General features: G+C 49.4%; 19 protein-coding genes. 12 read left to right on the top strand and 7 right to left on the bottom strand.

All coding sequences use genetic code 11. The features are described from left to right. Nucleotides 1-3 precede the first annotated feature (3 nt). Together E0496_RS05320 and E0496_RS05315 are read left to right on the top strand one after the other, a co-directional pair. A complete protein-coding gene (locus E0496_RS05320; RefSeq protein ID WP_141500614.1) occupies nucleotides 4-828 on the top strand; it encodes a sugar phosphate isomerase/epimerase family protein in 825 nt (274 codons plus the stop codon). 190 nt (nucleotides 829-1,018) lie between these two features. Further along, nucleotides 1,019-1,198, top strand: a complete 180-nt coding sequence (locus tag E0496_RS05315) for a hypothetical protein (protein WP_141500613.1) — start codon at nucleotides 1,019-1,021, stop codon at nucleotides 1,196-1,198. A 143-nt stretch (nucleotides 1,199-1,341) separates the two neighbouring features. Here the strand turns inward: E0496_RS05315 and E0496_RS05310 are convergent, their stop codons facing one another. Further along, nucleotides 1,342-1,854 (bottom strand): hypothetical protein, encoded by a 513-nt coding sequence (locus E0496_RS05310; RefSeq protein ID WP_141500612.1) that lies wholly within the window; start codon nucleotides 1,852-1,854, stop codon nucleotides 1,342-1,344. Between the two features lie 327 nt (nucleotides 1,855-2,181). Here E0496_RS05310 and E0496_RS36820 point away from each other — a divergent pair, with 327 nt between their 5' ends. Then, nucleotides 2,182-2,304 carry a hypothetical protein gene (locus E0496_RS36820; protein WP_277755826.1) on the top strand — a complete coding sequence of 41 codons (123 nt, stop codon included), beginning with the start codon at nucleotides 2,182-2,184 and terminating at the stop codon, nucleotides 2,302-2,304. A 342-nt stretch (nucleotides 2,305-2,646) separates the two neighbouring features. On the opposite strand, the gene E0496_RS05305 is transcribed toward E0496_RS36820, so the two are convergent. Genes E0496_RS05305 through E0496_RS05295 form a run of 3 tightly spaced genes read right to left on the bottom strand, consistent with a single transcriptional unit; the run spans nucleotide 2,647 to nucleotide 4,300 of the window. Beyond that, on the bottom strand, nucleotides 2,647-3,192 hold the full coding sequence (locus E0496_RS05305) for a chromate efflux transporter ChrA (RefSeq protein ID WP_141500611.1): 546 nt from the start codon (nucleotides 3,190-3,192) through the stop codon (nucleotides 2,647-2,649). Beyond that, on the bottom strand, nucleotides 3,179-3,814 hold the full coding sequence (locus tag E0496_RS05300; RefSeq protein ID WP_241674598.1) for a chromate efflux transporter ChrB: 636 nt from the start codon (nucleotides 3,812-3,814) through the stop codon (nucleotides 3,179-3,181). Before E0496_RS05300 ends, E0496_RS05305 begins: the two co-directional genes overlap by 14 nt. A gap of 3 nt (nucleotides 3,815-3,817) precedes the next feature. After that, a complete protein-coding gene (locus tag E0496_RS05295; RefSeq protein WP_139996794.1) occupies nucleotides 3,818-4,300 on the bottom strand; it encodes a chromate efflux transcriptional regulator ChrS in 483 nt (160 codons plus the stop codon). A 255-nt stretch (nucleotides 4,301-4,555) separates the two neighbouring features. Here E0496_RS05295 and ggt point away from each other — a divergent pair, with 255 nt between their 5' ends. The 5 genes from ggt to E0496_RS05270 all read left to right on the top strand — a co-directional run bounded on the left by ggt (nucleotide 4,556) and on the right by E0496_RS05270 (nucleotide 9,469). Further along, the gene (gene ggt, locus E0496_RS05290) at nucleotides 4,556-6,136 is read left to right on the top strand and encodes a gamma-glutamyltransferase (protein WP_141500610.1); all 1,581 of its coding nucleotides are present in this window, start codon (nucleotides 4,556-4,558) and stop codon (nucleotides 6,134-6,136) included. Between the two features lie 39 nt (nucleotides 6,137-6,175). Beyond that, on the top strand, nucleotides 6,176-7,375 hold the full coding sequence (locus E0496_RS05285; RefSeq protein ID WP_141500609.1) for an amidase: 1,200 nt from the start codon (nucleotides 6,176-6,178) through the stop codon (nucleotides 7,373-7,375). Nucleotides 7,376-7,388: 13 nt separating this feature from the next. Beyond that, nucleotides 7,389-8,249: a fumarylacetoacetate hydrolase family protein gene (locus E0496_RS05280; RefSeq protein ID WP_141500608.1), complete on the top strand. Its 861-nt coding sequence runs from the start codon at nucleotides 7,389-7,391 to the stop codon at nucleotides 8,247-8,249. Nucleotides 8,250-8,357: 108 nt separating this feature from the next. Beyond that, on the top strand, nucleotides 8,358-9,056 hold the full coding sequence (locus E0496_RS05275; protein ID WP_141500607.1) for a pirin family protein: 699 nt from the start codon (nucleotides 8,358-8,360) through the stop codon (nucleotides 9,054-9,056). A gap of 86 nt (nucleotides 9,057-9,142) precedes the next feature. Continuing rightward, on the top strand, nucleotides 9,143-9,469 hold the full coding sequence (locus tag E0496_RS05270) for a hypothetical protein (RefSeq protein WP_141500606.1): 327 nt from the start codon (nucleotides 9,143-9,145) through the stop codon (nucleotides 9,467-9,469). 210 nt (nucleotides 9,470-9,679) lie between these two features. Here the strand turns inward: E0496_RS05270 and E0496_RS05265 are convergent, their stop codons facing one another. Next, the gene (locus E0496_RS05265) at nucleotides 9,680-9,811 is read right to left on the bottom strand and encodes a DUF4023 domain-containing protein (protein ID WP_141500605.1); all 132 of its coding nucleotides are present in this window, start codon (nucleotides 9,809-9,811) and stop codon (nucleotides 9,680-9,682) included. 485 nt (nucleotides 9,812-10,296) lie between these two features. On the opposite strand from E0496_RS05265, the gene E0496_RS05260 reads away from it, so the two are divergent. Both E0496_RS05260 and E0496_RS05255 read left to right on the top strand, forming a co-directional pair. Then, entirely contained in the window at nucleotides 10,297-10,971 is a 675-nt protein-coding gene (locus E0496_RS05260; protein WP_141500604.1) for a hypothetical protein, read from the top strand. A gap of 151 nt (nucleotides 10,972-11,122) precedes the next feature. Further along, entirely contained in the window at nucleotides 11,123-11,353 is a 231-nt protein-coding gene (locus tag E0496_RS05255; RefSeq protein ID WP_139996802.1) for a cold-shock protein, read from the top strand. 209 nt (nucleotides 11,354-11,562) lie between these two features. Here the strand turns inward: E0496_RS05255 and E0496_RS05250 are convergent, their stop codons facing one another. Together E0496_RS05250 and E0496_RS05245 are read right to left on the bottom strand one after the other, a co-directional pair. Continuing rightward, nucleotides 11,563-13,185, bottom strand: coding sequence for a response regulator transcription factor (locus tag E0496_RS05250; RefSeq protein WP_141500603.1), 1,623 nt, complete (start codon nucleotides 13,183-13,185; stop codon nucleotides 11,563-11,565). Continuing rightward, entirely contained in the window at nucleotides 13,182-15,041 is a 1,860-nt protein-coding gene (locus E0496_RS05245) for a cache domain-containing sensor histidine kinase (RefSeq protein ID WP_141500602.1), read from the bottom strand. The genes E0496_RS05250 and E0496_RS05245 overlap by 4 nt, the downstream gene beginning before the upstream one ends. Nucleotides 15,042-15,224: 183 nt before the next feature. On the opposite strand from E0496_RS05245, the gene E0496_RS05240 reads away from it, so the two are divergent. Together E0496_RS05240 and E0496_RS05235 are read left to right on the top strand one after the other, a co-directional pair. After that, nucleotides 15,225-16,112: a carbohydrate ABC transporter permease gene (locus E0496_RS05240; RefSeq protein ID WP_139996805.1), complete on the top strand. Its 888-nt coding sequence runs from the start codon at nucleotides 15,225-15,227 to the stop codon at nucleotides 16,110-16,112. Continuing rightward, a complete protein-coding gene (locus tag E0496_RS05235; protein WP_139996806.1) occupies nucleotides 16,112-16,945 on the top strand; it encodes a carbohydrate ABC transporter permease in 834 nt (277 codons plus the stop codon). The genes E0496_RS05240 and E0496_RS05235 overlap by 1 nt, the downstream gene beginning before the upstream one ends. Nucleotides 16,946-17,048 lie beyond the last annotated feature (103 nt).

Genomic DNA, 17,048 nt, shown 5'->3' with positions numbered 1-17,048 from the left:
CGGATGTCAGTCGGTGTATTGGCCCATTTATTCGGAAGCTTGCCTTATAAGGAGCTTGCTCCTAAAGTAGCAGAGAGCGGCTTCACTCATGTGCAGCTGGCTTTGTGGAAAGCGATCAGCGATGTCGATTTCAGCAAGCCAGGCAACATCAGCCCGGGGCTTGCAAATGCAATCGGCGAGCAATTCGACAAGCATGGCGTATCGATCTCGGTGCTGGGCTGTTACGTTCATCTCTTTGAACGCGATGAGGTGCTGCGCCGCGCCAATGTGAATCGTTTTAAAGAGCTGCTGCGCTACGCCAAGTTCTTTGGAGCACCGATGGTTGCGGCCGAAACCGGACGCAATGAGGGCGAGGACTACACCGACCGCGATTGGTTGGTTATGAAAGCGACGCTGGAGGAGCTGGCGGAAGAAGCCGAGAAATGGGGCGTATTTGTAGGCCTGGAGGCCGCAAACGATCATTTGGTCGGGACGGCTCCTGAGCTGGCCCGGATGCTGGAGGAGGTTCCCTCCTCCAACATCGGCGTCGTGATTGATCCCGGAAATTTGCTGACGGCAGCCAACTTTGCGAAGCAGGACCAAGTGATTGAAGAGGCTTTCGAGCTGCTGGGCAGCCGGATTATTGCGGCCCATGCAAAGGATCGCATCCTGCTTGAAAATGGCGAGCTGGGCACGGTAACGGCTGGACTCGGCAAGATGAACTACGAGCTTTATATGAAGCTTCTCAATCAATACAAGCCGCATGTGCACATCATCATGGAGGAAGCGAAGGAAGAGCAAATGGCGCAGTCGAAGGCGTTTATTGATAACATTCGCGGACGCGTGTAAGAACGGGAAATAGAGAAACCAGCAGATCAAGGGGGGACCTTGGGTTGCTGGTTTTTTTAATGGTATATCATCCAATAACAAGCGGGCCAGGAGGAAATGTTCTTGAACTAAAAGATACCGGCTCAAAAGAGCAACACCATTAGATCTAATACGTATTAGCATACTAGTTTAAGTTAAAGGGGACTAGAATATGCGTAATAAAATATGGATGATGGTCGGAGCATTAATATTTCTGATCTACGGTTACGATTTCTTAACGGCTTGGGTGAGTGGGAATGACATTTCTTATTTCAGCTTATTTCTCTCATTTGGAGGGCTGCTGTTATGTTTCACCCGATGGTTTGATATGAAAAAAGGATCCAAAAAATGAGGGCTAGGAGTAGAATATAGGAAAACCAGCAGATCAAAGGACTCTCTTGATCTGCTGGTTTTTAACGTTAAGAAGATGCTGCTGCAATTAGGGCTAGCTCTCCGTAAAGGATTTTAACAGAACGGACATCGGTCGATTTGAGATTAGGATGCACCCTTCAACCATTGGAGCAGCTGAGCCTGTGAATCACTGTGAACGACTCCCCGCAGCACCTGATTTTTTGTCACGATCTCTAGCTCCAGCTTATCTCCTGCACGGACAGGGCTTTCTTTCAAGCTATGCTTCACGACGGCCTCCCAAGGAATGAGCATGTCGTTATAATGAACCCCTTCGCTCGCAACGGAAAACACCATCTTATCTTTCTTCACGATGGTCATTAGGAAGAAAAGGTACATATAAGCATACCAGTGCTGTTGAATCCAGTTGTTATACCCCAGCAGGAATAGAGTCCATAAGAGGGTCATAGCGGCTGCATAGACAAAAATCGTGGCAACGATGATTTTATTATGCGAAAGAATTGAGGCGCTATAGATTTGAATGTTGTTTTTGGCTTTTTTGAGCATACGATATTGGCTGTACTCATTAAAGAGGAACCATGCCAATATTCCTGAGCAAATCAGATTTATGATTAAGAAGATCATATTTAAAAAAGTCAAACGTCCCACTCCTTGTTTCATTCATAATTAAGTTATCTCTACGGGTGAGTTACCCCCTTTATTTTATCATAAATGTTAATTATTACGTTAGACAATCTGAAACTTGCCGCACTTTTAAGTTTGAGTCGCATAATTAACGGGGGAAATCCTATTCGGCGTCATTAGCTTCAGGCTCCTTATTCAGGTTGAGCATTGACTTCAGTAATACCCAAAGAATCGAATCCAATTGATAGTCATTCTCATTGTCGTTATACTGAAGGGACTGGAAATTCAAAGTTACGGTTTATATTGTGATAAGTATAGCAAAGCCAGCTTAGGGGGTGCATCATGGAACGCAGCCAAAAGGGTTCGGAGACAGAGGGGCAAAGGCAGCCAAGGACGGACTTGCTGGAAATCCGCCGTTTTATGGAACAGCAGGTTAGGACTCCGAGCAGTTGGCGGAAAGTTTGAAGCCGCTCAGCGAAAAGGGGTTTCATTCCTCTATTGCGAAGTTTCCCGAAGAAGGCCACGTAAGCGTGCTCCCGGCAGCGATCAGCCGGTTATTAAAATTTGCACTGTTGAGCGGGCGCTGACGCATTCGTATTCGCTAATGCTTGTGCATGGTTTTGGGCTAAGCAGATGAAAGGACCGCCTTTCAGCTAAGAAAAATTAGCGGAGGGTCGGTCCTTTTATTTAAAATATAAGATTTTATATGTTTTACACGATAAAGAAGTCTTATATTTCACTGTCAAAGCTGCTTCAGCGTCTAAGGGACGCGGAAGACGTTTTTCGCAGATGCACCAAAAGCGCTACTTAAAGCACATTCAAATGCGGGATGACGAGCCCGCCATAGGCAAAAGCGATGACAATCACAATCGCGGGGTGAATTTTGCGGAACTGCATCGCCCAGAATGCGACGGCCGCAATGATCAGCGACTGGATCATGCCGATCGATGCAATGGAGCTCTCCGCCATTTGCCAGGTGAGCAACAGCATCATGATGGCAATGACCGGCTGCACCAGCAGGGTCATGCCTTTCACTACCGGCGATTGCCGATGTTTTTGCAGCACTTTGAGCAGCAGGATAAGCGCAACAGCCGAAGGTACGATCGTTGCAGCCAAAGCAGCAATGATGCCAACCCAGCCACCAACGTCGTAACCGACAAAAGCGGCGATTTTCGTTGCGATCGGACCAGGCAGCGCATTGCCCAAGGCTAAAATATTCGAAAACTCCACCGGTGTTGTCCATCCATGGTTCGTTACAATTTCCCGGTACATCAGCGGAATGGAAGCTGGTCCGCCGCCATAACCAAGCACATTGGCAATAAAAAAACCGATGATTAAATTAATCCAATCCACGAGTCACGCCCTCCTTCTGCTGTACGTCACGCAGCTTTTTCTTTTCTTTTCTTCGCTGAAGGGCAGCGACCGTCCGTAAATGAAAGGCACCGTAACCGAGAAATAAAAGAATAACAATAGCGGGATGAAGCTTGATGCCTTGCAGTAAGCCGAAAGCAAGCGCGAAAAATCCGAAGCCGATGTATTTGCCAAGCCCTTTTACGGCTTTTTCGCCAAATTCATAGGCCATCATGCCGAGCATGACGGCAATAACGGGCGTCACGGCACCGATCATTCCTTGGATGAAAGCAGCGCTGCTCAAATATTGGACAAAGCTCAGCAGCAATATCATCGCAAGCCCGGAGGGGACGATGTGGGCAAGGACCGCTACGATGGCCCCGATTGTTCCTTTCTCTTTGTACCCCAGGTAAGCCGCCATCTTGGTGGCGATCGGACCTGGCAGCGCATTCGCTAGCGCCAATATTTCACCAAACTCTTCGTCATCAATCCATTTGTAATTAGTGACTGCCTCGTAACGGATAAGAGGGATAACCGAGGGCCCGCCGCCATAGCCGATAATCCCCGTCTTGATCATCGCCCATGACAGCTGCATGTAGCGGTTGTTCATTAGTTTGCTCGCCATTATTTACAGCCTCATTCCCATACGGCTCTTATAGCGGTTGATCAGCACCTGGCAGTCGACGCTCATAATGCCAGGCAGCTTATAGAGCTTCTCCTTCAGAAAATGCTCCATCTCCTGATTGTTGCGGAACAGTCCATGCATATGCAGCTTGCTTGGACCGGTCATGTGATACAAGCTGGTGACGAACGGTTCTGTTGACAGCTGATCGGCTACGTCGTGCAGATGCTTCGGTTCAACCTCCACGTTGAAAAAGGCGGATACGTTTATGCCGATACGCTCGGGATTAATGACGGCTGTGAAGCGTTCAATGACACCGCCATCCATCAGTGCATTGATCCGGGATTGAACCGCAACGCGCGATAATCCGATTTCTTTTGCTAAGTCTGTGTAAGAAATTCTTCCATTAATATTGAGTTCGGCTATGATTTTGCGATCAATATCATCGATTTCAATCGTTGTAGGCTCATCTATTGGTTTCGATTGCATCGTGTATCAGCTCCAATTCTGCTCTGCTTTATTTCAAGGTGTACTGTAATATCACGTTTTAATTACCATATGTATAAATATATACACATTCACATTCGTTTTCAATACAATAAATTAAATTTGATTACATTTTAGTTGCCTATCATCTAGGAAGATGGTATTTTAAATTCATATAAAATGTTAAGTTATCTAACACAATAAATGAACTTATATCGTATTTTAAGAGTAGTGAACTATTATTTGGGAGTGGTAGCCATGAATCAGTCTGTCATTGGTACGAAAGCAATGATTGTAAGTCCTCATTATTTGGCGACTGCGGCTGGAGCCCGCATGCTGGAGCAAGGCGGCAATGCATTCGATGCCGCTGTTGCCGTCAGCGCGTGTCTTGCTGTCGTTTATCCGCATATGACGAGCCTTGGCGGAGATTCCTTCTGGCTCACCTATGAGCAGTCAGAGGGCAAGGTGCGTGGTTATAATGCAAGCGGGCGATCGGGCTATAACGCGAGCATAGGCTCCTACGCAGGAATGACGGCGATTCCGAACCGAGGCATCGGCAGCATTGTGACCGTACCTGGCATGGTAGACGGCTGGGACGCGGTTCACCGCGAATATGGCCGACTGCCTTGGGCGCAGGTACTTGCTCCAGCCATCGATTATGCGGAAAATGGTTATCCGATGTCGAAGGATCAATACCACAACACGGTTCACAACGAGGCGGTGCTGGCGAGAACGCTGGAGACGGCGGACATTTATTTGCCTGGTGGGCAAATTGTGAAGCCCGGGGAGCGGTTCAAGCAACTGGCACTGGCTAAGACGCTGCGCCGACTGGCTGAGTTTGGGCGCGATGAGTTTTATAAAGGGGAAACAGCCAAGGAAATGACAAGCTTTTTGGGCAAGGAAAACGGGCTGTTAACGGAGGATGACCTTGCTGATCATCATGGCGATTGGGTAACGCCAATCGAGGGCACTTACCGTGGCTATACTCTTCATCAAATGCCTCCTAACTCGCAAGGCTTCTCTGCGATTATGGCGCTTCATATACTCGAACAGTTCAAGCTCGGCGACATTGAGCATGGCTCGCATGAATATTATCAGTTATGCGTAGAATCGCTTAAGCTCAGCTTCCGTGACCGGAACCGATATTTATCCGATCCTGCTTTTACAAACGTGCCGCTGGAGCGGCTGCTAGACAAAAGCTATGCGGCTAATCTGGCAGCATCGATTGAGCTGCATCGTGCCTCAACCGAACAATCGGAGGTGCTTGGCAGCGATACCGCTTATGCAGCTGTAGTTGATGAGGAGGGTAATTCCGTTTCGTTTATTCAGAGTCTTTATTTTGAATTCGGATCGGGCGTTGTCGCTGGCGGCACAGGCGTTCTTCTGCAAAATCGCGGCTCGTTCTTCTCGTTGGACCCTAATCATGTCAACAGCTTGAAGCCGGCTAAGCGGACCTTTCATACGTTAATGCCGGCGATGGCTAGCCGCGGAGGAAAGCCGGCAGTGCTTTACGGTACGCAGGGCGGGGAAGGGCAGCCGCAAACGCAAACGGCTATTTTCACCCGTATGATCGATTATGGCATGGACCCGCAGCAAGCGATTAATGAGCCGAGGTGGGTCTGGGGCCGAACGTGGGGTGAGCCTACGCAGGAGCTGAAGGTAGAAGGCCGTGTGCCATCTGCGGTGCTGGAATCTTTGGCACAGGCAGGCCATGTCGTGAAGAAGGTCAAAGATTTTGACGGCATTATGGGGCACGCCCACGCGATTAAACGGGATGAACAAGGCTTTCTTCAGGGCGGATCGGATCCGCGCTGCGACGGAGCGGCTATTGGCTGGTAGACAGCCAGGTAGAATGAGAGATTCGGAGGCAGGATAGGGATGGATAAAAGCTGGAAGGCATATGCCAATGAGCAGGTCATCGTTGAACCGCTGGCAGAGGGAAGTCTAAGCGGCAAAACGTTTGCGGTTAAGGATGTTTTTGATATTGCCGGGCATACGCCGGGAGCGGGGAATCCAGATTGGTTGCGGACACACGAGCCGTCGGCCTGCCATGCTGTTGTTATAAACAGGCTGCTCGGCAGCGGGGCGAAGCTTGCGGGAACGACGATCACCGATGAGATTATGTACAGCATTAATGGCGAGAACGCCCATTATGGAACGCCGATAAACCCGAAAGCGCCGGGTCGCATACCCGGAGGTTCTTCTAGCGGGTCTGCGGTGGCTGTAGCTTCCGGGCTCGCGGATTTTGCTATTGGTACCGACACTGGAGGCTCCGTCCGCGTGCCATCCGCCTATTGCGGCATTTACGGCATTCGGCCAACACATGGGGTGGTGGCGACGGGCGGGCTTATTCCGCTTGCGCCAAGCTTTGACACGGTGGGCTGGATGGCACAAGACGCACAAACGCTTCTGGACGTGGGGCGTGTGCTGCTGGAGCAGGATTCCGACAGAGAGGAAAAACCATTTTCGAAGCTGCTGCTTGCTCAGGATCTATGGTCCTTAGTTGACGAACACTCGTCTGCTGCTGTGGCACCATATCTCCAAGCTATAGGTGAGCTTTTTGAGCGGAAAGAGGATGTTTTGGTTTCAACTGATGGCCTTCACGACTGGATGAACGCCTTCCGCACTATCCAAGGCATCGAAATTTGGAACGAGCACCGGGATTGGATTACACGCGTGAAGCCTGCTTTTGGGCCAGGAATCGCCGAGCGGTTTGCCTGGGCAAGTACACTGAAGAAGGAAGAGCATTCGGAGGCGTACCTATTACGCGAGTCGGTACGTGTAAAGATGAAAGGATGGCTAGGAGATGACACGCTCCTTGTTGTGCCGACGGTACCTGCGATTGCTCCGCTTCTGAACATGACGGGCGCGGAGGTGGAGCGGCGGCGCGTGCAAACGCTCGAAATGAGCTGTGTGGCTGGGCTTGCCGGCTTGCCTCAGGTGACGGTTCCTATTAAGGGGGAGCTGGGCTGTCCGATCGGAATCTCGTTTATTGCCGGCCGCAATCAGGATTTGCGTTTGCTGGAATGGGTTGCGAGTGGCGCAGCAGCAAAAATGAAGCAGCTTAATCTAGCATAAGGAGCGTACCCGAATGAGGATATCGACCGTTAAGGTGAGTGGACGAGAGCTGGCGGCGCTTTATGGCGCGCGAGGGCTTGTGCTAATAGAGACGATTAACCACATGGAGCAGACAAGCTGGAGTACGGAGCTGTTTGAGCTTATCCGCCTTGGCGAGCTGGAGCAACTGACCGAGTGGTATAACATAGGCGGCAAGGAAAAGCTGGCGAGGCTCGCAGGTATCCCGTTTGAAAAAGCGGAATATGCACCGCTGTACCGGCACCCACGCAAAATATGGGGCATTGGTATGAATTACGTCAAGGAAACGTCGGAACTGGCAGAAGTAAACCCCGAGGAAGAGCCGGTTAGCTTCATGAAGCCGGACACGACACTAATCGGACCGCTTGACGCGATTCGACTTCCGGTGGCTGCAGGGAAAATTATCGCGGAAGCGGAGCTTGGCATCGTTATAGGCAAGAGATGCAAAGACTTAGCAGAAGATGAAGCGCTTGAGGTGATTGCGGGTTATACGACAACCATCGATGTGACGGCATCTGATATCCACGCTAGAAATCCACGTTATTTAACGAGAGCCAAAAGCTTCGACACCTTTTTCAGCTTCGGACCGCAGCTCGTTACGAAGGATGAAGTGCAAGATCCTTTGCAATTGGAAGTGAAGACCGTGTTGAATGGCGAGACGGCTTATCATAACCATGTATACAACATGAAGTTTCGGCCTTCGTTTCTCATTGCTTTTCATTCGAAAGTGATGACACTGCTTCCGGGAGATGTGATTTTGACAGGTACGCCAGGGGCTGTCGTGATTCGCGACGGGGATATTGTGGAATGCCATATCGCTGGGTTCGAGCCGCTGCTCAATCCGGTTCGGGAATAAGGTAAGCAGGTAGCTGCGGCATAAAGGGATGATAAGCGGGACTTGCCGGAAGGTTTGAAAACTGCTATAAATAAGTAAGTAAATAAATAGATGTTTGGAGGAGAGACGATGATCGACGTATTCCCCGCTGCAACGCGGCATTCGGCGGATCTCGGCTGGCTGCGCAGCCAGCCAAGCTTCTCATTCGGTGCCTATTATGATCCGAATCGGACGGGCTTTAGTGTGATGCGTGTGTGCAATGACGATTATTTGGCTCCGGGCAAAGGGTTTGGCGCTCACCCCCATAGCGATATGGAAATTGTATCGATTGTATTGAATGGCCTCATTAGGCATGAAGACAATCTTGGCAATTCCGTCGTATCCTCCTTTGGCGAGGTGCAGCGGATGTCTGCGGGCACAGGCGTCATTCATACCGAATTCAATGCTTCGGAGACGGAGGAGCTGCGCTTGCTTCAGTTATGGTTTATGCCAAGGGAGCGAGGCCAAGCGCCATCCTATGAAGCGAGCCGCTTCGATACAGCGAATTTGCAAAATGCGCTGCTCCCAGTCGTCTCGAATCAAGGCCCAGAGCAGACGGCTTCCATCGCTCAGGATATGACCATCTATCTCAGCAAGCTCGAGCAAGGAAAGCAGCTTGAATATGAAGGGAAGCCAGGGCGCAAGCAGTTCATTTATGTGATTGAAGGAAAGCTGCTCGTGCATGGCGAGACGCTAGCGACTGGCGATACGGCGCAGATTGAAGCGGCAGACTTACTTGCTTTTGACGCGAAGGAAGCAGCCTTTTTTATGCTGGTTGATTTGCCTTAACGGGTAGAACAAGCTTACGCAAGTATTCTTACAGCCTACGCATTCCATGTAAGGCTGGCTGCGCAAAGGCAAAAGGAGGGACTCGGATGAAAACAACGTTTCAAGTCAAGCATGCGGTTGGCGGCAGGATGTTTATTGATACCAATAAAGAGGCAGTGCCGTACACGCTTACGCCGCAAGGAGAGGGCTGGTTGTTTACGGTCCATGTACCATGGAGCGAGAAAATAGCAGAACTGCTCGCCCATAAGCAGGAGCTCAATGTGTTTATTTTCAAGGAGTTCGAGGATCAGCCTACGCTGAAAACGTGGTACTACATCAAGGACGGGCTGGTCGAGTACGATACAGACCAAGAGAGCCTGACCATTGCCGCGGAATCGCGGATTGAATATTATCCTCATGAGTATTCGGTCTAATCGTTTCGGCATGTATTGAGCTGCAAAAAATCAAAAACCAGTCATGAGCCTCCTATGAGTGCATGACTGGTTTTTTTTGATGTGAGCCGTGGTGCTATTGGATAATAGAGCTCGCTTTGATTTTTTCGAGATCATCATAGTTTGCTTCATTGAATCGGGTTTTATCGACGAAAATGTATGACGTAATGTAAGCTCACGGCACAGGAGGACTTATTTATTGGTCCCATGCTGCTTGTTGGAGAGTCTTTCGGCCGGATTGCCATTGCCGCTGCGTCTTTTATTCAGCTCGGCTTTATGCTGTGTCGCGTTGACCTTTGCTACAAACTCTTTTGTGCTTTCCATAATGTTGAGCCTCCTTGGGGTGATATTTCTTTCGTATTACATTCATTAGAGTATCCAATATTTCGAAAATCAGGCATTAAAAAAGAAACGGCTTAACTATATAAGTTAAACTATAAAAAATGAAGTTTAAGTGAAGTGATAAGATCGTTCTGGAGAAACGAAGTGTTCGCCTTTGTAGCCGGATTCTTACCTTTAAATGTCTTAGTCAATCAAAGAATATGGTTACAACCGCGATCGTAAGAATGATCTACTCACGCAGCGACCCACACGAAAAACTTTAGTTCAACTTATATAGCAGGTTCTAAATCAGATAAAATGGGAATAAGTATAAGAAGAATGGCTTCTCGCAAAGCAGCTTTCCCTGTGCGTCTCGGCCGTTTGGGTTAGGTGTGACGACCATGCTGAATGCTTGGATAGACCGCTGGAATGGGGGTGTTGTAAAATAGTCCTAATACAGCACCTAAACAAACGAAGCGAGGGACATCATGTTTCGAATGATTGCGCGAGCGCACATAATAGAAGGTTTGGAGTCGGAAGCGATTGAAGCGGCAAAGCGGGAGCAAGCCGTGCACCTACTGATGGAGCAAGGGGAAATCATGACGGTGGGCTGCTTCAAGTGGGAAAGAAATGTTTTTGTTTATTGCGAGAGCGTTCAATCGCCGCTGGAGCCGGAGGCTCTGCTGCCCGGAATGGCCGCATACTTGGAGGCTTGGCCGGGACAAGCCGCGGCGCGGAAATGGATTCCGATGATCGATGTATTCCATTTCAACGAGCCGGCCAGCTATGAGCATTGGCTGCGCCAAGAGCCGGTCGAGCGGCGGGTAGGCCGAGTCGCACACTTGAAGCCGGAAATGGCAGCCAGCTACATTTATTATCATTATCAGCTTCAGGAGGAGCAAGCCTTCCAGGGGCCGAAGTATGAAATCATAGCGATGCACGAGAATCTGCTGTTTGGCTATCAGGAATTTCCCGCCGTAGTGGAGGCGCCGGTGCTCTCCGGTAGGCTTCAAACGAAAGGAACGCCTGCTAACTGGAGCGATTCAAGAATGGACCTGCATTTTCAGCCATGGGAGGATGGGCATCTTTTCTTCAAGCCTGTAGAGCAGCTGTTTGCCTACTATAAGGATGCCTCAAAAAAAAGGCTCAAAAACAAGGACTGAAATTTGCCTTTATTGGACGAAATATGGTACAATAAAATCATTGCAAGTTTGAAGCAAATATTCAAAATACACTGCTGTTTATAAATGATAACTGCCCCTAACTCATCAGTTCGAGGCAGTTTTTCCTTTTTTAGCGCGAAGGGGGCTGACCATGTACAATCGTAAAAAACCGCTTGAAGAAATTCCGGAAGAAAACACGAAGGTATGGACATGTGAGACGGAAGGGTGCAACAGTTGGATGCGCGATAACTTTGCGTTTGATCACGTTCCTACATGCTTGATCTGCCATGCACCGATGGTCAGCGGCGAAAGAATGCTGCCCGCGCTCAATAACTCCAATAGTGACATGAAGACGTTGAAGAAGGGCACTCCGATTATGTAGTCGCCACTTTAACAAAAGTAGAAAGCCCAGCCTTGCGCGAGCGGTTCACGCCGTTCGCGCAAGATGCTGGGTTTTTTTCAAATATAAGAATTTATAAGTTTGTTAGCTTATAAAGGGCTTATATTTCACCGTCAAAGCGCCTACAGCGTCCAAAGGACGCTGTAGGCGCTTTTGCTTGTGCGATGCCCCGCAGCATGGCATAGACTATGCTATTCTTCTCCGCCATAATGGTGCTTGCGGTAATCATTTGGCGAGCAATTCGTACGTTTCTTGAATACTCGGCTAAAATATTTCTCGTCCTGAAAGCCGACGAGCTCGGCTACCTGTGAAATTTTCAGCTGCCCGTTCGCGAGCAGCTCCTTCGCCCGCTTGATTCTAACCTCTGCGATAAAGTCGGACAGGTTTCCGCTTGTTTCCTGCTTGAATTTGCGCGAAATGTATTCCCGGCTCAGATAGAACCGCTCGGATATATCCTGCAGCGTAATTTCCTCGTGGGGATGCTGCTCGATATAGCTTGCAATTTCCTCGATTACGCTGCGCTCCTTCTCTTTTCCTGACAGCTGCACAGAAATTTCGCATGCCTCTTCATATACCGATCGTTTCCACTGCTCATAATCGAAACAGCCATTGCTAGTTACAGGCAGAAGCGCCTGCTCCTTAGCCGAACGGGGCTGGTCACCCGTATGGTTCCGCTCATGTTTGAACTCCCAAATGGACTTGGCAAGCTCATATTGCTGTCTCCACATGACTAGCTGCTCAAGCGACAGATAGCCGTCTTGATCGAGAATATCGAACCAAGGCAGCAAAGCGCGGCGAATCTGTTCCTTATTGCCGCTTTGAACGGCAAATCGAATTCGTTCCTCGTGCTCGCTGAAGAGAAGAGGCGTGTTTTTGTGAGTAGGGACGGCCGCGTCAAACAAATGGCAGTAAGAGTCATTTTTGAGCAAGTTTCTACGCAGCAGCGCAAGCTTCGCCTGTTGGTAGGCGCTTGCTGCTGAAGCGGGAAAAGGCGAAGCTTGCCCAAGCCCAAAGTGAAACCTCGTTTTCAACGCCAAAAAAAGCGCATCGTTCATTTCGGCAATCAACGAAGGGGCCAGCTCGCCATCTCCCCAGAACAGCAGCAGCAGCTCATGCCCCTGCCCCCGGTGGCGGAGCGCGAAGCCAAGCTCCTTTTCTTTAAGAAACTCATTGCATATATTCGTAAGCGAGAATAAGAGCAAATCAAGCCCCGATGCAAATTTCTCTCTAATTTCTGGAGAAGTAAGCTCCAATCTGACCAAGCCCATCCGTGCCTGCACAATCGGTTTTGTTATTCCCAGCTCCTGGCGCAGTGTCTCGGCAAAGCTTGCGTGCGCAGTGGGATTATGAATCAGCGATGAGAGATATTGTTCCAAATACATCGGCTTCAGTTGATTAAGCTCCATATTCATCCGGCGCTTGCGCGTACGTTCCTGTTCATCTGCTAACCAGCAGTCTACCGCTTTGGTGAGCGCGCTGACAAGCTGCTCAGCATCGATCGGCTTCAGAATATAATCGACGCCGCCGTATTTTACTGCATGCCGCACGAAGCTAAAATCATCATGTCCGCTGATGACGATCATTTTGCTGGCTGGCGCATGCTCCGCGACCCATTGCAGCAGCTCCGTACCGTCCATATTCGGCATCATCATATCGGTAAAAATGATTTCCGGCCGCTCGGTACGGATTAATTCCGTAGCGGCTATACCGTCTTGCGCTTCAAGCAATGAATCGATGCCGAACTGATCCCAGGGCACCAGCAGGCGAATCGCTTCCCTCACATGCTTCTCGTCGTCAATGATTAATGCCTTCATCGTTCATTCTCCTTTGTCAGCGGAATATGGATCGTAACGGAAAAGCCGTGCGGCTGCACATGGCGCAGCTCCATAGCGGCGCTCTCGTTAACATGCAGGCGCAGCCGGGAAAGCAAATTAAGCAGGCCGATGCCGCTTTCTTCCTGATCGCTATGCTGCTCGGGCGCATGCTGTGGCAGCCGCTCCAGCCGAAGCAGCACCTCCTGCAGCCGCTCCTCCGATACGCCGCTGCCATTGTCCTCAACGGTAATCGTGAGACGATGGTTCGCGACATCCAGTCGGCTGATCATGATCAGCTCGGAGGGCTCCTTCGAAGATTGCGCGAAGCCGTGCTTGAAGAAATTTTCGAGCAGCGGCTGCAAAATCATCTTGGGAACGAGAACTTGCCTGGTCTGCTCCTCGATGCGAAGCTGGACATGAAGCGCCGTATCAAAGCGCTGCTTCTGAAGATCGAGGTAAGCCTGCACGTAATCGAGCTCTCGGCTGAGCTCCACCATTGCATCCATCGCATTCATTTGATAACGCATCATTTTACCGAGTGAGGTAATAAGCGAATAAGCTTTCGTATCCCCATGCTGAAGCGAGACGGTTCCGATCGATTGCAGCGCATTATATAGAAAATGAGGATTGACCTGCGCTTGCAGCGCCTTCAGCTCATTGGTCTTGTTCGCGATTTCAAGTCGGTATTCCGTCAAAATTAAATTGTTGATCGTCTGCATCATGGAGCGGAAGCGTCTGGCGAGCAGCCCGATTTCATCGTTGCTGTGAATATCGATCGACACGTTTAAATTGCCGGTTTCGATCTTATTCACGTATCCGATCAACCGCAGCAGCGGCTTCGTAAACCTGATGGAGATGAATAGCGTAGCAAGCACCACGACAGCAAGGAAGGCAACGCCAACGGCCGTATTGATACGGGCGATCCGGTCGGCAGCGCTAAAGAGATGCTTGTACGGTGTTTGTTTGACTAAATACCAGTCCATATACGGCGTTTTGATCCGGTCGTAAAAAATCATCCCGTCGAAGGCTTCCGCCTCCCAATCGAAATGCCCGTTATCTGAACCAGAGTCCAAAACCATGCTAAGCCAGCTGGGCTGAACGGCTGTTCCGATCTCGTCAGGAGTTGAGGATAAAACGATATGGCCTTCGGCATCCATGATATAGAAGTTTTCCGGACCGCTGTCATAAAGCTGTCGGTTCAAATCCTCAAGCACCTGCAGCTTAACGTCAATCGAAAGCTCGGCAAGAAGCTCCTCGCTGGGGGCACGAAAAATCGGTCGATGGAGGGTAAATACCATCTCCTCGCTCGCGGACGATTTTAAATCGACGAGACCGTAATTGTGGCTTTTATGCGTAGGCTCGATATTCGCCTTCTTGGCGGTCATTGGAACCGCATTCACATTTTGCCCGACCTTGATGTCGTCATTCCAGAGTAGATAGGTTGCGTTCTGGTTTACGACGTACAACCTTACTTTGTGGAACTCGCTCACGCTTTGATAGATGTTGTACAGGTGATCCTTAAGCAAGTTGCGATTGCGGATGACGTCGGTAATATCGTTCGGAAACACTTCATCTTCCATGCTGTGCTCCAAAATATAATATAAAGAGCGCGGAACGTTCATGGCATTGTAGACGGCCAGCGACTTCTGATTAATATTGTTCATGTAATTCATAATGTTGGTTTTGCCGAGCGAGAGCAGCCGGTTGTTCTTGGCAATCGCTTCTTCGGTTATTGACTTGGTTGTCGCATTATAAGAGATAACCATGGAGGTGGCAATTGGCAAAATCGTGGCTGCGAGGAGCAGCAGCATAAGCTTTTTTCGAATCGTATTAAATGGCTTCACGGTGTTCATCATGGCATTCGCCCGCCTTCTCGTTCATCTCGCTCTTGCCTACACAGTAACCGATCATGCCTCGGATGGTCAATATAGTCCACCTACGTTATCATCATCCTCTGTGTTCCATCGGCTGGACCGGTTTTATACTGTGATTAGCAACAGATCTATTACGGCAGAGGGAAAGAGAAGGGGGACGTAACGATGTCCAAAAAAATGAAATGGTCCGAGTGGATGCAGCAAACGGTATTTGTCGGCCCGGGTCTTATTGCCTTTATACTGATCGTGTTAACGCCGTTCGTGATGGGCTTTTATTACACGTTTACGGAGTGGAATGGGCTTGATTTGGGCAATGCCAAATGGGTAGGAATGAAAAATATTATAAAAATATTTACGGACGACGAGCGGTTTTGGAAAGCCTTTTGGTTTACGACAAAGTTTACGGCTGCTGCTGTCATCGTAACGAACGTAACGGCGTTTCTGCTATCGCTGCTGCTGACGCGCAACTTGAAGAGCCGCAATATTTTACGGACGGTATTTTTCCTGCCTAACGTGATCGGCGGCTTGTTGCTCGGCTATATCTGGTATTTTATTTTTGTGAGAGGTTTCCGGGCGATTGGAGAGGCGACGGGAATCGGATTTTTTAATCTGCAGTGGCTGGGTACGCCGGATACAGCATTTTGGGGTATTGTGATCGTGTTCGTCTGGCAGACGGCCGGTTATATGATGATTATTTACATAGCCGCGATGATCAGCGTACCCAAGGATTTGATCGAGGCTGCCAAAATCGACGGGGCGGGGTCCTGGCAAATGCTGCGTTCCGTTACCGTACCGCTGATCATGCCAGCGATTACGATTTGTTTGTTCCTCACCACGTCCAACTCATTCCGCATGTTCGACTTGAACCTGTCCTTGACGGCTGGTGGGCCGGGCAATGCGACTGAATCGATTGCGCTGAACGTGTACCGCGAAGGGCTGGTCAACAACCGATACGGCCTTGGCACGGCGAAAGCGATGATCTTCTTTATCGGCGTTGCCCTCATTACGGTGACGCAGGTATGGATCACCAAGAAGAAGGAGGTGGAGGCGTAATGGATAATAAACAGCGTTACACGCCGCTTGTCCTGCTGCTGGAGATCGTCGGAATTGCAGTCGCGCTCGTATTTCTGGCTCCTTTTTACTTCTTGATTGTCAACTCGTTCAAGGAGCTCAAATATATTTTGCTCAATGCGGCTTCGCTGCCGGAGAAGCTGGGCTTCGATAATTTTAAGCGTGCATGGGTGGCGATTGATTTTCCAACCGTGTTTCTCAACTCGTTCATGATCACCTCCATCAGCGTACTGATGCTTGTTGTGGTCAGCTCCATGATGGCTTACCGGCTGGTTCGTCGCCCGACCGTCTTTAACAATTTGCTGCTTACGGTGCTTATTGCTGCTATGATTATTCCGTTCCAATCGGTTATGCTGCCGCTGATGCGCATTACGTCCCTGTTTGAACTGCGTGGGCATCTGTATGGCATTGTCATATGTTATATGGGGTTTGGCATTTCGTTATCGATGTTTCTGTACCATGGCTTTATTAAATCGGTGCCTCTGGAAGTAGAGGAGGCTGCGGTGGTGGACGGCTGCTCGCCTTACGGAGTATTCTGGCGCATCGTATTTCCGCTCTTGAAGCCGATTACGGTAACGGTTATTATTTTGAACGTGCTGTGGATCTGGAACGATTATTTGCTGCCGGTGCTGGTGGTGAATGATAAGCTAACGACTATTCCGCTGGCGGTCCAGAAATTTTTCGGCCAGTATTTGCGCAAATGGGATCTAGCCATGGCAGCGCTCACCTTAAGCACGATTCCGATCATATTGTTTTTCCTGTTTTTGCAAAAGCATATTATCGAAGGCATTACGGCCGGTTCCGTAAAAGGATAGGCGTAAAGCTTGAATAAATGGAAGTTATCAACATTTTACACCTAGAAGTACAATATATTCGGTGTTGTGCCACGAGGTTGCACAATTATAATGACGTTGTAAG

This window comes from Paenibacillus luteus, assembly GCF_006542765.1.
GTDB classification, from domain to species: Bacteria; Bacillota; Bacilli; order Paenibacillales; family Paenibacillaceae; genus Pristimantibacillus; species Pristimantibacillus luteus.
This window is presented reverse-complemented; position numbering and strand designations above follow the sequence as displayed.

Excerpts from the sequence above, each read along its gene's own strand:
- E0496_RS05235 (WP_139996806.1), top strand. The coding sequence starts at position 16,112 with ATGGATAATAAACAGCGTTACACGCCGCTTGTCCTGCTGCTGGAGATC.
- E0496_RS05315 (WP_141500613.1), top strand. The coding sequence starts at position 1,019 with ATGCGTAATAAAATATGGATGATGGTCGGAGCATTAATATTTCTGATC.
- E0496_RS05300 (WP_241674598.1), bottom strand. The coding sequence starts at position 3,814 with ATGGCGAGCAAACTAATGAACAACCGCTACATGCAGCTGTCATGGGCG.
- E0496_RS36820 (WP_277755826.1), top strand. The coding sequence starts at position 2,182 with ATGGAACGCAGCCAAAAGGGTTCGGAGACAGAGGGGCAAAGGCAGCCA.
- E0496_RS05260 (WP_141500604.1), top strand. The coding sequence starts at position 10,297 with ATGTTTCGAATGATTGCGCGAGCGCACATAATAGAAGGTTTGGAGTCG.
- E0496_RS05295 (WP_139996794.1), bottom strand. The coding sequence starts at position 4,300 with ATGCAATCGAAACCAATAGATGAGCCTACAACGATTGAAATCGATGAT.
- E0496_RS05320 (WP_141500614.1), top strand. The coding sequence starts at position 4 with ATGTCAGTCGGTGTATTGGCCCATTTATTCGGAAGCTTGCCTTATAAG.
- E0496_RS05250 (WP_141500603.1), bottom strand. The coding sequence starts at position 13,185 with ATGAAGGCATTAATCATTGACGACGAGAAGCATGTGAGGGAAGCGATT.
- E0496_RS05275 (WP_141500607.1), top strand. The coding sequence starts at position 8,358 with ATGATCGACGTATTCCCCGCTGCAACGCGGCATTCGGCGGATCTCGGC.
- E0496_RS05280 (WP_141500608.1), top strand. The coding sequence starts at position 7,389 with ATGAGGATATCGACCGTTAAGGTGAGTGGACGAGAGCTGGCGGCGCTT.
- ggt (WP_141500610.1), top strand. The coding sequence starts at position 4,556 with ATGAATCAGTCTGTCATTGGTACGAAAGCAATGATTGTAAGTCCTCAT.
- E0496_RS05245 (WP_141500602.1), bottom strand. The coding sequence starts at position 15,041 with ATGATGAACACCGTGAAGCCATTTAATACGATTCGAAAAAAGCTTATG.
- E0496_RS05270 (WP_141500606.1), top strand. The coding sequence starts at position 9,143 with ATGAAAACAACGTTTCAAGTCAAGCATGCGGTTGGCGGCAGGATGTTT.
- E0496_RS05255 (WP_139996802.1), top strand. The coding sequence starts at position 11,123 with ATGTACAATCGTAAAAAACCGCTTGAAGAAATTCCGGAAGAAAACACG.
- E0496_RS05240 (WP_139996805.1), top strand. The coding sequence starts at position 15,225 with ATGTCCAAAAAAATGAAATGGTCCGAGTGGATGCAGCAAACGGTATTT.
- E0496_RS05285 (WP_141500609.1), top strand. The coding sequence starts at position 6,176 with ATGGATAAAAGCTGGAAGGCATATGCCAATGAGCAGGTCATCGTTGAA.
- E0496_RS05265 (WP_141500605.1), bottom strand. The coding sequence starts at position 9,811 with ATGGAAAGCACAAAAGAGTTTGTAGCAAAGGTCAACGCGACACAGCAT.